This is a genomic window from Paenibacillus sp. S33 (genome assembly GCF_053615415.1).
The window spans coordinates 4,534,384-4,548,579 of record NZ_JBSIEZ010000001.1 but is presented as its reverse complement, the minus strand read 5'-3'; the positions used below and the strand labels follow the sequence as shown (position 1 = coordinate 4,548,579).

At 46.2% G+C, this 14,196-nt stretch carries 17 protein-coding genes; 15 read left to right on the top strand and 2 right to left on the bottom strand.

The features are described 5' to 3' along the window. Positions 1-3: 3 nt before the first annotated feature. On the top strand, positions 4-798 hold the full coding sequence (locus ACWGXJ_RS20815) for an alpha/beta fold hydrolase (protein WP_452567518.1): 795 nt from the start codon (positions 4-6) through the stop codon (positions 796-798). A gap of 94 nt (positions 799-892) precedes the next feature. Here the strand turns inward: ACWGXJ_RS20815 and ACWGXJ_RS20810 are convergent, their stop codons facing one another. Then, a complete protein-coding gene (locus ACWGXJ_RS20810; RefSeq protein ID WP_061831457.1) occupies positions 893-1,459 on the bottom strand; it encodes a pyridoxamine 5'-phosphate oxidase family protein in 567 nt (188 codons plus the stop codon). Between the two features lie 392 nt (positions 1,460-1,851). Between ACWGXJ_RS20810 and ACWGXJ_RS20805 the strand changes: the two genes are divergently transcribed. Then, on the top strand, positions 1,852-2,508 hold the full coding sequence (locus ACWGXJ_RS20805) for a DUF6483 family protein (RefSeq protein ID WP_061831456.1): 657 nt from the start codon (positions 1,852-1,854) through the stop codon (positions 2,506-2,508). Continuing rightward, a complete protein-coding gene (locus tag ACWGXJ_RS20800; RefSeq protein ID WP_025721769.1) occupies positions 2,495-3,709 on the top strand; it encodes a class I SAM-dependent methyltransferase in 1,215 nt (404 codons plus the stop codon). Before ACWGXJ_RS20805 ends, ACWGXJ_RS20800 begins: the two co-directional genes overlap by 14 nt. Positions 3,710-3,789: 80 nt before the next feature. On the opposite strand, the gene ACWGXJ_RS20795 is transcribed toward ACWGXJ_RS20800, so the two are convergent. Beyond that, complete coding sequence (locus ACWGXJ_RS20795) at positions 3,790-4,113, bottom strand: hypothetical protein (RefSeq protein ID WP_013311916.1); 324 nt, start codon at positions 4,111-4,113, stop codon at positions 3,790-3,792. Between the two features lie 144 nt (positions 4,114-4,257). On the opposite strand from ACWGXJ_RS20795, the gene ACWGXJ_RS20790 reads away from it, so the two are divergent. The 12 genes from ACWGXJ_RS20790 to ACWGXJ_RS20735 all read left to right on the top strand — a co-directional run bounded on the left by ACWGXJ_RS20790 (position 4,258) and on the right by ACWGXJ_RS20735 (position 14,094). Further along, entirely contained in the window at positions 4,258-4,872 is a 615-nt protein-coding gene (locus ACWGXJ_RS20790) for a DedA family protein (RefSeq protein ID WP_069290373.1), read from the top strand. 1 nt (position 4,873) lies between these two features. Next, complete coding sequence (locus tag ACWGXJ_RS20785; RefSeq protein ID WP_061831455.1) at positions 4,874-5,443, top strand: thioredoxin family protein; 570 nt, start codon at positions 4,874-4,876, stop codon at positions 5,441-5,443. A gap of 3 nt (positions 5,444-5,446) precedes the next feature. After that, positions 5,447-6,076 carry an MBL fold metallo-hydrolase gene (locus tag ACWGXJ_RS20780; RefSeq protein WP_061831454.1) on the top strand — a complete coding sequence of 210 codons (630 nt, stop codon included), beginning with the start codon at positions 5,447-5,449 and terminating at the stop codon, positions 6,074-6,076. Between the two features lie 242 nt (positions 6,077-6,318). Continuing rightward, the gene (locus tag ACWGXJ_RS20775; RefSeq protein ID WP_061831453.1) at positions 6,319-6,528 is read left to right on the top strand and encodes a hypothetical protein; all 210 of its coding nucleotides are present in this window, start codon (positions 6,319-6,321) and stop codon (positions 6,526-6,528) included. A gap of 80 nt (positions 6,529-6,608) precedes the next feature. Then, positions 6,609-6,992: an ATPase gene (locus tag ACWGXJ_RS20770; protein ID WP_452567517.1), complete on the top strand. Its 384-nt coding sequence runs from the start codon at positions 6,609-6,611 to the stop codon at positions 6,990-6,992. A gap of 304 nt (positions 6,993-7,296) precedes the next feature. Beyond that, positions 7,297-7,584, top strand: coding sequence for an Asp-tRNA(Asn)/Glu-tRNA(Gln) amidotransferase subunit GatC (gene gatC / locus ACWGXJ_RS20765; RefSeq protein WP_013311910.1), 288 nt, complete (start codon positions 7,297-7,299; stop codon positions 7,582-7,584). Positions 7,585-7,611: 27 nt separating this feature from the next. Beyond that, positions 7,612-9,069 (top strand): Asp-tRNA(Asn)/Glu-tRNA(Gln) amidotransferase subunit GatA, encoded by a 1,458-nt coding sequence (gatA, locus tag ACWGXJ_RS20760; protein ID WP_023990257.1) that lies wholly within the window; start codon positions 7,612-7,614, stop codon positions 9,067-9,069. A gap of 26 nt (positions 9,070-9,095) precedes the next feature. Beyond that, complete coding sequence (gene gatB / locus ACWGXJ_RS20755) at positions 9,096-10,541, top strand: Asp-tRNA(Asn)/Glu-tRNA(Gln) amidotransferase subunit GatB (protein ID WP_013311908.1); 1,446 nt, start codon at positions 9,096-9,098, stop codon at positions 10,539-10,541. Between the two features lie 131 nt (positions 10,542-10,672). Next, positions 10,673-11,134: a GNAT family N-acetyltransferase gene (locus tag ACWGXJ_RS20750; RefSeq protein ID WP_452567516.1), complete on the top strand. Its 462-nt coding sequence runs from the start codon at positions 10,673-10,675 to the stop codon at positions 11,132-11,134. 98 nt (positions 11,135-11,232) lie between these two features. After that, positions 11,233-11,946, top strand: a complete 714-nt coding sequence (locus tag ACWGXJ_RS20745; RefSeq protein WP_254327111.1) for an MgtC/SapB family protein — start codon at positions 11,233-11,235, stop codon at positions 11,944-11,946. 83 nt (positions 11,947-12,029) lie between these two features. Continuing rightward, positions 12,030-12,683 carry a hypothetical protein gene (locus ACWGXJ_RS20740; RefSeq protein ID WP_254327112.1) on the top strand — a complete coding sequence of 218 codons (654 nt, stop codon included), beginning with the start codon at positions 12,030-12,032 and terminating at the stop codon, positions 12,681-12,683. A 7-nt stretch (positions 12,684-12,690) separates the two neighbouring features. Then, complete coding sequence (locus ACWGXJ_RS20735; RefSeq protein ID WP_452567515.1) at positions 12,691-14,094, top strand: DUF4097 family beta strand repeat-containing protein; 1,404 nt, start codon at positions 12,691-12,693, stop codon at positions 14,092-14,094. Positions 14,095-14,196 lie beyond the last annotated feature (102 nt).

The window sequence follows — 14,196 nt, the reverse complement described above, 5'->3', positions numbered from 1 at the left end:
CACATGGAAAAGGTATTATGCGAAGGAACGACGATCTGCTATGCCGAACAGGGAAAAGGAGATCCGATCATTCTATTGCACGGATTTTGCGGAAGCTCTTCCTACTGGGATGAGGTTGTTCCCTTGCTATCCCCAAGCTATCGTTGTATTGTTCCAGACTTGCGTGGACACGGACGCAGCGATGCTCCACTAGGAGCCTATACTATTGATCAAATGGCAGATGATGTGCTTAAACTTCAAGAACAATTGGACATTCCTCAGGCTGCCTGGTTTGGTCACTCCCTAGGAGGCTATCTTGCCCTTTCGGCAGTGCAGAGACATGCAGAACGCCTGACAGCCTTTGGACTGATTCATTCCACAGCATATGCAGATACGGATGAAGGTAAAGAAAAGCGGAATAAGGCTGTATCCACCATCCAAACGGAGGGGATTACGACCTTTGTAGATGGACTCGTACCGGGACTGTTTGCTCCTGATCATGTGGAGTCGATGTCCAGCCAATTACTTAAAGTCAAAGAAATTGGCTACAAAACACCACCACAAGGAGCCGTAGGAGCATCACTGGCTATGCGCGAGCGTACTGATCGGCGGGATGTGTTGTCGGCTTCTGCATTGCCAGCCCTTTTAGTAGCGGGTGAGCAGGATCAGGCGGTTACTCCAGCGCGGACGTTTACAACAGATCGGGCCGGAGTAACTCAGGTTACCCTACCGGAAGCAGGTCACATGAGTCTGTTCGAGGCACCGGAGTTATTAGCGAACACCATCTTGACATTTTTAGAGCAACACTTGAAAAGGTAGACTAAGGTAAGCCCAAAAACCGGAACCTTCTGATGTGATAAACAGAAGGTTCTGGTTTTTTGTGTAGTCAATTATTTTTAGGTGTGTAAGGTGTCTAATTTATATTGCTTTTGTTAAAGGCAAACGCTGTCGGCAAACCGTCAATACTCTCCAGATTTTTCTCATAGGCATATTTTTTAAGTGCTTCTTCTCCCATCTGAATCGAGACTTCCTTCAGCTTTTCCCGTTCGCTCGTGTATGTCATGAAGGGAACCGCAAAACCACATGAATTCTGCACCATGTGAACGTCCACAACAATGATTTGTCTTGCACCGGGAAGCGGGTTGAAGAGAGGGTACAGTTCATTCCATTGCTTAGTATCGGGCAGCGCGACGGTACCAGTACCATAGAGCTTTAGTACACTGGGAGCACCCTCAAATGCACAAAACATGATTGTTACCCGTCCGTTCTCGATAATGTGGGCGCTTGTCTCGTTGCCGCTTCCCGCCAAGTCGAGATAGGCTACCCTTTGGTCCGATAGAATACGAAAGGAATCATATCCCTTGGGGGAAAGGTTAACGTGCCCTGTCTTGGATAGCGGTGCTGATCCTACAAAGAAAATGTGCTGCCGCTGTATAAACTCTTGATGTTCCGGTAATATCGAGCTAAATTGTTTACCCAAACTCCATCATCCTTTCTCACAAAAATATTCATATGAATTTTGTTTCTAAAGAAAATAATTATTATGATTATTTTATGGAATGTTTAAATATACTGATTATTTTTTGTTTCGTATGAAACAAAAATATCACAACACTAACGAAGAAGCAATATTGATTAAAAAAACTCGTCATTCGCTAGTCACATGATCAGCTATAAAGTACTGTACCGTAGGAATTCACTACCATACGTGAGCATTCTGACTTCCTGATCATTGATGTTATTAACTGAGGGTGAAGGTTATAAGTGGTATTTCTGCATGGTAGGGCATTTGGCTTTTAGACAAGGATGTCATACAATCAGAAGACAGAGTTTCTGGTTGTCTAGGCATCGGGATGAAAGGAAGGGAACGGCTTGCTTAGAAAAGATTATTTGCTTAGTATGATGGAAGAATTGACATCGGCAGTAGCATCGGTGCTCGGTCTAAGGCGTGAAAATAAACATGTCGAAGCGCTAAAACAGTTAGATGATCTGCTCAACAAGCAGTTTCGTCTTCGTTCAGATCTGCTCAGACGATTGCCGCCGGAACAAATTATTGAGCTTTTCCGATTGGGCCCTGGAATTGAAGCGGATAAGCTTCAGCAGGTGGCTCGCATTTTGGAAGAAGAAGCCGTGATTTACCTGGAAACCAGCAGAACAGACGAGGGCATACGAATCTTGATGAAATCTCTTCATTTATATTTGTACAGCGATACGAATGGCGCGACTCGTGATCTGCAGGTCCTGCCTGAACGAATAGCGTGTATCGTGAAACTGGTGCGTGAGTATGAGCTTCCCCCTGAAACCAGCAAACTGTTGGCTGTTCATTACGAGCGAGAAAACAGGCTGGACGAAGCCGCCGATGTCTGGTTTGGATTGGCATGGGAGCAGCCAGAGCTTCTATCCGAAGCGGAGGCGTTTTACAGTCACTTACTGGATAAGACCAATGCAGAGCTGGAGCTGGGTGGAATTTCACGCCAGGAAGTCACCGAGGGTTTGACCGAGATCACCCAATTACATGAAAGAAAGTGAGATGTACCTTTTGGATTCACTGCGCGAACTTATATACCAATTGACTACGGGAGGATCCCTCATAACAGCGACGCTGAGTCAGCTTCGCAAACGGGAGGATGCTTCTTTTACTAAAGTACAAATCAAACCAGTGGAATTGAAAAACAAGCTGCATTACCAGTTTGCTTTTCATTACAGCAACAAAGTCATTCATGAAAATCTGACCCCTGACGAAGCTAATGAGCGAATGACTGCCTTGTTTGAGGACACGTTCCGCCAAGGACTTCTATGCGCCAAGGATGCAGACTACCAAGTGCTGATCAGTAAAAAATATAAAGTATCCATTCTGACAAAGTCACCGAGCAAAAGTAAAGCCGACCTGTCTCATAATCGCAAAAAGCAATATGTGCTCGAAGAAGGGGAGCGAATTCCTTTCCTGATTGAGCTTGGGATTATGAATGAGGACGGTAAGGTACTGGCCCGCAAGTATGATAAGTTTCGTCAAATTAACCGGTTTCTCGAAATGGTGCAGGATGTATTGCCCAGCCTTCCGGTAGGCCGCCCATTGACGATTGTGGATTTTGGTTGTGGCAAATCGTATTTGACCTTTGCGCTGTATCACTATTTGGCTGTACAGCAAAAGCGACCATTGCAGATCGTTGGTTTGGACTTGAAGGCAGATGTCATTGAAACCTGTAATGTTCTGGCTCAAAAGCTGCAATATCGACAGTTGGAGTTTCTGGTCGGTGATATCGCAGACTATAACGAACTGGAACAGGTGGATATGGTTGTTACCTTGCACGCTTGTGATACAGCAACAGATGCGGCGCTGGAAAAGGCCGTCCGCTGGGGAGCATCCGTTATTTTGTCGGTTCCGTGTTGCCAGCATGAGCTGTTCAGCCAACTAGAAAATCCAGTATTGGAGCCTTTGCTTTCCCACGGTATTTTAAAGGAGCGTTTTTCTGCACTGGCAACGGATGGAATCCGGGCCAAACTGCTGGATATGATGGGATATCGGACACAGCTATTGGAATTTATCGACATGGAGCATACACCTAAAAATATTCTGATTCGTGCCGTCAAAGGGCAGGCGGGAGAACAATCCGTTTTGTGGCGTGAATACACAGCATTTCGGGATTTTATTCATGCTGATCCTTATTTGGAACGCGCTTGTGCGGATTTGCTTCCCGAAGGAGCGGGGAAGAAGCAGACACATAGCTAACAATATAGTAAAAGTGGAACCACTGCGGGGTGGCTCCACTTTTTTGTAGTTTACAGTTCATGGTTGCAGTACGCCAATATCTATCCGCCATAGGCGCTTCTAAAAGCGGTGCACAAGACATCGCGATCCACCTTCCACAATGCCGCGAGCTCCTCGCTGACATCTTCGTCCCACCAGTCGCATAGTAGTTTGCGATTACTATGGTTTTCCGCAATCCAGATAAGGTGTCCGACGACCTTGCGGCAGTATAGCTCCTCGCCCTGCTTGACCAGATCAGGAGCAATGTGAACAGGCAGACGTTTGCAGGTTCGATACAACTCTTTGGTACATGCGCGGCGGATACCACGAGCCGTGGGTAAACGGGATTGTGAATTGTCATGTTTGGGGAATTTGCCGGGAGGCATATTGTACCCCCTCCTCTCTCTCCCAACTTATGCGGGCAGAGGAGCCGGGGTCACTGACCTCCCTATTTGGTCGAAGTGGCGACTTGTTCTGCCGCTGTGATACACTAATGAAAATAGAGAAACAGGCAGGGAGTGGGAAGAGAATTGGACCAAATATCTAGTATCATTAATTATTTGTTTGAGATCATTCGTAGTCTTGGGTATTTTGGTATTATGCTAGGCTTGATGGTTGAGGTCATTCCAAGCGAAATTGTCCTCGCTTATGGTGGCTTTTTAGTATCCTCGGGTCATATTAATTTTTTTGGCGCAGTCGTTTTTGGAACGATTGGCGGGGTTCTGGCCCAGTTGTTCATTTACTGGATTGGACGCTATGGCGGCAGACCGGTATTAGATAAGTACGGGAAATACATACTTATCAAAAAAAGTCATGTCGACCATGCTGAAGCCTGGTTTAACAAATACGGCACAGGGGTCATTTTCACAGCTCGCTTTATTCCTGTTGTGCGTCATGCCATCTCAATCCCTGCCGGGTTGGCTCGAATGAACGTATGGCGCTTTATTATTTTGACAACGCTAGCGATTATACCTTGGTCTGTTTTGTTTATATATTTAGGTATGCTGCTAGGAGACAAGTGGGAGCAAATTGACGAAGTGGCAGCACCTTACATCAAACCGATTTTGCTGGTTGCCCTTGCGCTCTTGATCATTTATTTTGTTATCAAATGGATTTTGTCCAAAAACAAAAAAGGAAGTGTATAACATGAGCCGTACTAATGTATCGCAATACTTCGGAAAGGGCTTAAGCCCTGAACAGTTTATGGAGGGCATGGAAAAGAACAAAGAAGCCTTCCGCTCTGGGTACGATCAGTTTGTGTGGAATCGCGAAGAGGATCGAGAGTATTTTGAAAGCCTGAACCATCGGGATGATCTGCGCGTGCTTATTTTGGCTGCCGACTGGTGTGGGGATGTGGTACGTAATGTGCCAGTTGTGTTCCGTGCCCTGGAGAATAGCGGGATTCCGACCGAAGTATTAATCTTGGAAAACCATCAGGCGCTGATGGATGACTTCCTGACAATGGGCGGACGTGCTGTACCGATTGTGATTTTTGCGGATACAGGAGGTCACGTACTTGGCCACTGGGGACCACGCCCTGCACATGTCCAACAAATTATGATCGAATTCAAACGTGAAAATCCAGATCGGGAAGCCGATGATTATCAAGAAAAAATCGCAGTTGCTCGTAAAGAAATGGCTGAAAAATATGGGGAGGGAACCGAGGTCCATCCTGTGATTGTTCAGGAATTACGTGAGCTGATCTCGGGATTTTAACTTATGGTGCTATCTATTCGCAGCTTTAATCTCGGTCCACTTCAGACGAACGCTTATTTGCTTCAAGGGGATGATCCACAGCGCGCCATTATTATTGATCCAGGAATGAATCCGGGTCCTTTGCTGAGGGCGATTGAGTCTCTGACTATTGAAGCTATCCTGCTGACCCATGCCCATTTTGACCATATTGGAGGGGTGGAGGAGATTCGCAATGCCAAAGGATGTCCGGTGTATTTGCACGCCTTGGAGCAAGACTGGCTCACATCTCCTAAGCTGAATGGCTCCTTGATGTGGCCAGAGGCATCTCCACCAATCTCAACCGGTCCTGCCGAATATGATTTGGCGGAAGGTCAACAATTGAACCTGATCGGGCACACGTTCAAGGTGTTCCATACACCGGGCCATTCACCCGGAAGTGTCAGCTTTTTGTGTGGCAAAGATCTTTTTTCCGGGGATGTGCTATTCCGTCAGGGCGTTGGACGCACGGATCTGACGGGTGGGCGGGAACGGGATCTATACGATTCTATTCAAAACAAATTGTTCCCGCTCGGAGATGACGTTACAGTCTATTCCGGTCACGGTCCCAAAACGTCCATCGGTTATGAGAAAGCTAATAATCCGTATATCCGGTAAATGTGATGAACCTTTCAGGAGGGGCAAAATTAAAGGTGTGACAGGTTTTGCCCCAATTCGACAACAAATTATAAATTATGTATAGACAAAGGTTTTTATTTTTGTTAACATGAATTTATTAAAGTTACATACTAAACTCGCGAAGCACGCAAGCTGTGGATGAATCCCGGTTTGCGTTCTTTTTTTTGCCCATTAAGAGGATAAAGAGGCATGAGGCCGTCAGATCACAAGGGGGAGCAAGAATGAAAAGAAAACATATATATGGGGTACAACGTGAGATTGGAGGTAGTTTCCGTGTTCCCAATATAATAGATATTGAAGATTCTGTGGTAGGTTCCGAACCGAAGATCATAACTTGGAAAAAGGTGAAACGACGGGGCGGAATCCCTTCACAAAACTGGCATGTGAGATTGAATGAACATAGGTTGGGACGTGGAGACGGTCGATTATGAAGATACATAGATGATATAGACAAGCTACTTTTTTTTTAGTAGACTTAGCAGATAAGTTCAGACAAACGGGGGGGCTAACGATGCATCATTTAGGAGCTAGAATTATGATCGTCGCGGATGCTTTTGAGCAGAATCTTCCTGTGGGCGAACATGGTTATATCATTGCTTACGACCGTAATGCGGACAATGCTTTTGACTATGTCATTCGCGTACCGAAGGTGAACCGCAATTTTTTTGTACCATCCGGGGACATCGAGCTGGAGGAGAGTATTCTCAAGCTAGAAGCCGAGCGGATTGAGCGTGAAGCGCTGATAGATTACGCCCTTGCTACTCATAATGAGCAACTGTTCAAGCATGTAATGAACGGTGGTCTTGATTCGGTAGAGACTGAAGAAGAAACCGCGGCAGAGTTGTTGTCACAGGCTGATTTTATCAGACAAGTCAATTTGCGTGCTTGGATATAGGGGTCGGCTACTGCCGACTCTTTTTAAAAATATATAATGGGCACAATCTCAGCTCTTATAGTTATCTCGAAAGAGCACCGAGAGGTGCTTTTTTTATATTCTTTTAGCAACATTTCCCTCATTGATGTACAGTTTGCTTCTGTACCGCGTCAAAGATTGAATTGTAAAGGGTTCTATCCTATAATTAAAAACGTTATTTCAAAGTTCGGTGCAGCATTTTTTAATATCAGGATTTTGCAAAATTCGATTCCAGTCATTTATTGGACTTTTTGCAAAATCCTCATATACATGAGGAGGGTTTTGTATGAACATTTCCACGGAAGATGTCCGTCACGTAGCCAAGCTGTCTAGGTTGAATCTGACCGCGGCTGAAGAAGAAACGATGACAGGACAATTAAACGCCATTCTCCATTATGCGGAGAAGCTGAATGAGCTGGATACGGAGCAGGTAAAACCGACCACTCATGTGCTGCACGTCAGCAATGTCATGCGAGACGACGAAGTTCGTGAAAGTTTGACACATGAGCAAGTGATGCGCAATGCACCTGAAGAAGAAGACGGACAGTTTAAGGTTCCTGCTGTTCTGGAATAGATCTCATATTTGAAAGGAGGATGCAAATTGAGCTTGTTCAATAACACATTGCCCGAGATACATAACAAGCTGCATCAAAAGGAAATTTCCGTGAGTGATCTGGTGGGACACGCTCTGGAGACAATTGGTGCGCGGGAAGACAAGATCAGAGCTTATATTACCGTTGACGAGGAACAGGCCCGTGCATCCGCACGTCAGCTGGATGATCAGCTGATTTCCGGAGAGGAAAGAGGATTGTTGTTTGGTCTGCCGGTTGGTATTAAGGATAATATTGTGACAGAAGGGCTGCGTACAACATGTGGCAGTCAGTTTTTGAAAAATTTTGATCCTGTTTACGATGCCACAGTTGTTAGCAAGTTGCGCGCAGCGCAAACTGTGACACTCGGTAAAATGAACATGGACGAATTCGCCATGGGCGGCTCTAACGAGAACTCCAGCTTTTTCCCTGCACGTAACCCTTGGGATTTAGAACGTGTTCCCGGCGGTTCCAGTGGCGGCTCGGCTGCGGCTGTTGCAGCGGGGGAGGCTTATTTCACGCTCGGTTCGGATACAGGTGGTTCCATTCGCCAGCCCGCTTCTTACTGCGGTGTAGTTGGCCTGAAACCAACCTATGGTCTAGTATCCCGTTTTGGACTGGTGGCTTTTGCCTCCTCTTTAGACCAAATTGGACCTATTACTAAAAATGTTCAGGATTCGGCCTATGTCCTACAAGCTATTGCAGGTTATGACCAGAAGGACTCCACTTCTGCAAAGGTAGACATTCCTGATTATTTGAACGCTTTAACCGGGGATGTAAAAGGACTTCGTATCGCTGTGCCTAAAGAGTATCTTGGTGAGGGCGTCGATCCACAGGTCAAGGAAAAGGTGCTCGACGCACTGAAAACGCTGGAAGGATTGGGCGCGGTATGGGAAGAGGTATCTCTTCCGCACACGGAATATGCGGTAGCGACTTACTACCTGTTGGCTTCATCCGAAGCGTCGTCCAATCTGGCCCGCTTTGACGGCGTACGCTATGGTGTGCGTTCTGACAATCCGGACAACCTGCTTGATCTTTACCATCAGTCCCGTACGCAGGGTTTTGGTCCCGAGGTGAAGCGTCGGATTATGCTGGGTACCTATGCACTCAGCTCCGGGTACTACGATGCTTATTATTTGAAAGCTCAAAAAGTGCGCACACTGATTAAACAGGATTTTGATCGTGTGTTTGAACAATATGATGTAATTATCGGACCTACTGCACCGACAACTGCTTTCAAAATCGGCTCACAAGTGGATGATCCATTGACGATGTATTTGAACGACATTTTGACGATTCCGGTGAGCTTGGCTGGCGTGCCAGCCATCAGCATTCCTTGTGGTCTTGCAGATGGAATGCCAGTCGGACTACAAATTATCGGAAAAGCCTTTGACGAGTCTTCCGTGCTACGCGTAGCTCATGCTTTTGAACAAAATACCGAATTTCACAAGCAGCGTCCGCAGCTGTAATTTGCTAAAAAGGAGGGAACCTATTCATGTCTACAACTACATCCAAATATGAGACGGTCATCGGACTTGAAGTGCACGTGGAATTGCATACGAAGTCTAAAATATTTTGTGGATGCTCGACATCCTTCGGAGCACCACCCAACTCTCATACATGTCCGGTCTGTCTCGGTCATCCAGGGGTGCTGCCGGTATTGAACCGTCAGGCCGTTGATTATGCAATGAAAGCAGCAATGGCGCTGAATTGCACCATTGCTGATGTGAGCAAGTTTGACCGTAAGAACTATTTTTACCCCGATTCACCTAAGGCTTACCAAATCTCACAATACGATCAACCCATTGGCGAAAATGGCTGGATTGATATTGAAGTGAATGGTGAGACAAAGCGTATCGGTATTACCCGACTGCATCTGGAAGAGGACGCAGGGAAATTAACACATGTTGATGGTGGCTACGCATCTTTGGTCGACTTTAATCGGGTCGGCACACCATTGGTCGAGATCGTTTCGGAGCCGGAAATATCTTCGCCGGAAGAAGCCAAGGCCTATCTGGAAAAAATACGTGCCATTATGCAGTATTGTGACGTATCCGATGTGAAGATGGAGGAAGGATCACTTCGCTGCGACGCGAATATCAGTCTTCGTCCGCATGGACAAAAAGAGCTGGGAACTAAAGCGGAACTGAAAAACATGAACTCCTTCCGTGGCGTACAGCGCGGACTGGAATATGAGCAGTTCCGGCAGGAGCAGACGCTGGACGAAGGCGGAACGATAGTACAGGAGACACGTCGTTGGGATGAGGCGCAAGGTAAAACCTTATCCATGCGTGGTAAGGAACAGGCTCATGACTATCGTTATTTCCCAGACCCGGATCTGGTTACATTGCATATAGATGAGGAATGGAAAGAACGCATCCGTGCTTCGATTCCTGAATTGCCTGACCAGCGTAAAGCACGCTACACTTCGGAATATGGATTACCTGAGTATGATGCGCAGGTGATTACGTCCTCCAAGCCATTGGCCGATTTGTTCGAGGATAGCCTTCAATTCACCAAGGATGCCAAAGCAGTATCCAACTGGATTATGGGGGATCTACTCGGCTATTTGAACAGTGCCGGTGTAGAGCTGTCGCAGGTTAAATTGACCGGTCGGGGCTTGGGCGAAATGATCGGACTGCTGGAGAAGGGAACGATCAATAGCAAAATCGCCAAAACGGTCTTCAAGGAAATGCTGGAAAGTGATAAACTGCCACAGCAAATTGTTGAAGAAAAAGGGCTTGTACAGATCAGTGATGAGGGTGCAATCTTGACCATTGTCGAACAAGTTGTAGCAGCTAACCCGCAATCGGTCGAAGATTACAAAGCCGGCAAGCAAAAGGCCATCGGCTTCCTAGTCGGTCAAGTGATGAAGGAGAGCAAGGGAAAGGCAAACCCTGGCCTTGCTAATAAGTTGCTGACGGAAGTGCTGAACCGCTAATGGCATAGATTTGACAGGGGGCTTGTCTTTTAGGGACAGGCCCCTTTTGCATAGACGCTGAGAACGATTGGCGCGAACAAACTTTAGAATCCTGATGGCATTTTATGAGTTTCCTTAGGAGGGAAAACAGCATGGTTACCCTATGTTCATTGGAAGATGATGATATCGTCAGTCAGATATGGCGTCTACAGCACGTTGCCTATAGGTTGGAAGCTGAGCTGATTGGGTTTGATGAGATTCCTCCACTGATGGATACATTGGATACGCTGAGAAGCTGTGGAGAGTCTTTTTATGGGTGGCTGGAGGAAGGTGAATTGCTAGGGGCACTGGCTGTGCAGTCTGAGTCGCCCGATTCGCTTACCCTTACACGTATGATGGTTCACCCAGATCATTTTCGAAAAGGTATTGCAGACTCTTTAATGAAGCATGTTTTGAATGAATATCAAATTATCCCGTTGTTTATCGTCTCTACAGGAACTTTAAATACTCCTGCGGTGACATTGTATCGAAAACATGGCTTTCGCCCCGTATCTGCGGCGGAGGTCGCCCCAGGCGTGGAATTAACCACCTACCATCTGCATAAGTTGGAATAGCATTGAGATATCATTAAATTGGCATTAAAAATGCACATAAGCCCACAAACCGCGCACCCGGAGTGGGAAGTACGACATAACCGGGAGGAGTGACTTGAATGAATAATCCGTGGATTATAGACGATTCACATATCATTTTACGGCTTTTGCTGTCCATGCTTCTCGGTGGATTCATTGGCTTTGAACGCGAACGTTCCAATCACGCAGCTGGTTTGAGGACTCATATTATGGTCAGTCTTGGTTCGACGCTGATCATGCTACTCTCCATTTACGGCTTTGCCGATTTTATTAAAGAAGCTAATGTACGCATAGATCCCGCTCGTTTGGCTACGGCTGTAATCACTGGCGTAGGCTTTTTGGGTGCAGGGACGATTATGTTCACAGGTAAATCCATTACCGGACTAACGACTGCGGCTTCCATTTGGGTCGTGGCTGCCATTGGTCTTGGGGTCGGAGCAGGCTTTTATTTCCCGTCTATAGCGGCGACAGTGCTCGTATTTTTAAATTTATGGGTGTTTAACAAAGTCGAACTTCGGTATATGCGTGGACGCAAGCGTCATCTTATTACATTGTACGGATTGTCGTCTCACGGATTGCTGGAACAGATTTCGACTTATTTAGAGCAAGAAAAAGTGGATATACGTAAAATAATGATTAAAGAACATGAAAATGTCCCATTTCACGAATTACATCCAGATCGGCAGAGTATGGAGGTTTCCCTAGAGGTGCTGTCCCGTCATGATTTTAATCCCGTACGTATTGCAGCTGATTTACGACAATGGGAAGATATAGCTGCAGTCTCTGTTGAGTAATAGTCTACCTTTTTTTAACAGTTACTCTTAAATCCGATTGGGGTACTATGTAAGCATTGAAGTATTTTTCAGCGGAGCCACGCATGGGATTCAAAGGGGAGGATGGCATGAACTCGGAACAACCGTTACCGTCTGGAGAGGCTGGGCAGCTACAAGCGCCGGAACAGCGGGAACAACTCAGACAGGGGAAGCGTCTAAAATACGCTAAATTTCGCAAAGTGATTGCCATTATCATGGCCGCATTGTTACCCGGACTGGGACATCTTTTTCTAGGGCTGTTTATTAGGGGGCTTAGTTTTATTGTGTTGCTCCTGCTAGATATTTTTGCGATGCTGTATGTTTCTTCTGATGGCTTGAGGATTAACATCCCATTACTTATTTTGCTTGGATTGTTCATACCCGTTTTATATTTTTATAATGTATATGATGTCTTACAGTCAGCAGATTACATGGTTCGTTATCGGCGTAAGCCAGATCGTTATGCACGGATGGATGCTAAAGGCCAGCAAAGTAGTCCTTTTTATGCATGGGAGAGAGGTTTTGCTTTTGCTGTGCTGATGGTGGCAGGCGGTGGGCTTATGATTTTGTTTCGCATGAAACCTCGCTGGTTGAGCAATTTCTTTGAGGATTATGGATTCCTGACGCTGGCCATTTTATTAATGATGATCGGTTTATCCCTTTTTCTAAGGGAAGCCTTTCTGTCCTTTAAACGTAAAAAGTTGAAAGAAAGAGGGTGAAGCTGGCGTGCACCGTAAAATAAGAGTCGGTCGCTACACCTCTTCGCTTCTGTTGATGGCTGTAGGCATTTTGCTTATTGTAGATGTGTTTCAAAATACTGAATATATGCTTCAGCTCCTCGTTTGGTGGCCCGTAATCTTCGTGCTTTGGGGACTGGAGTATCTGATTTTTTTTGCTGTGTACTATCATAAAGAAGGCAAGTCTGACAACGGAAGGCGATTCAGACCTGACCTAAAGGGGATTCTGTCCGCTTTGGTAGTGGCAGCCTCGGTTTTTATCGTGACCCAGCAAAATCATTATATGTATCTGTGGAACCGGGTCAGTCTCAATCTGACGTCAGCCTCTATGGATTTTAGTCAGGCTAAAGAGAATCGGTATGATATGGGTGGTGTACTGGTACCTGTAACTATGCAGACGTCCGATTTAGTAGTTGATTCGGTTAATGGTGATGTAACACTGATCAGACGGCCTGTGTCCAATATAGAGGTACGTGGGACTCTATGGGTGGATCAAGCGCCTGCTGCCGAAGCGGACAAGATTGCTCAGGCTTCTTCACTGACTTCTACCGACGGCAAGACTATCCAGATTCGTCCGGAGGCACAGTCATACGGAGCTTCAAGCAAACGTCAGCCCCGTGTGAACATGCTGATCACCGTGCCGGAGGACCGGCGGTTCAATGTGCAGATTAGAACCTCCAACGGGAATATTACCCTGAATGGAGTTGATGCTATTAATAGCATTCGACTCGAGAGCGGTAATGGAAATCTCACCGTTAATGACGCTATCGGCAATGTCAAGGGAGGCACGCTGAACGGTCAGGTTAAATTGCATCGGATTTCTGGAGATGTAGATGTGCGCACGAACCGTGGCGATATGCAGGCAGGAGATATTGAAGGAGCTGTGACACTACACACCATGGTAGGTGATATTCAGCTCGCTCGTTCGGAAGGGGACATCACCGTAGATACTCAGAATGGTGACATGAATGTGCTGAATTCTACAGCCAAGCTGAATGCAAATTCGCTTAATGGCTCTATCAAAGTGCATAGCGAGCAGGTGGGCGGAGATTGGAAAATATACAGTGCTGTCGGTGATATCGTATTGGATCTTCCGTCGAATGGAGATTTTCAGTTAGAGGGTTCAAGCAGTTATGGTAATCTTCAATCCGATTTTCCATTTAAAATAGATAGTAAAAGTATCTCAGGCCAGAACGGGACAGGTAAGTATGCGATCAACGTAGAGGGTAACAGCGATTTAACCATTAAAAAGTTACTGATGCCGTCGTTACCCGACTTGGATGATTCCGGGGGTACGACTGCGCCCGATACATCTGAAAGCTCTCCGACTGAAACCGGAGCTCCTGAGTCAGATACCTCTATAGGAACATCCGGCGACAATACGGCGCGTTGACAAGAAACTTGAGTAGACCGTACAATGTGAGTAGGTTTAGAAGTAAGTTGTAAATAGATGCGTGGTAATTGATAGGATCGTAAGTAAGGGATAAGGCGGTGG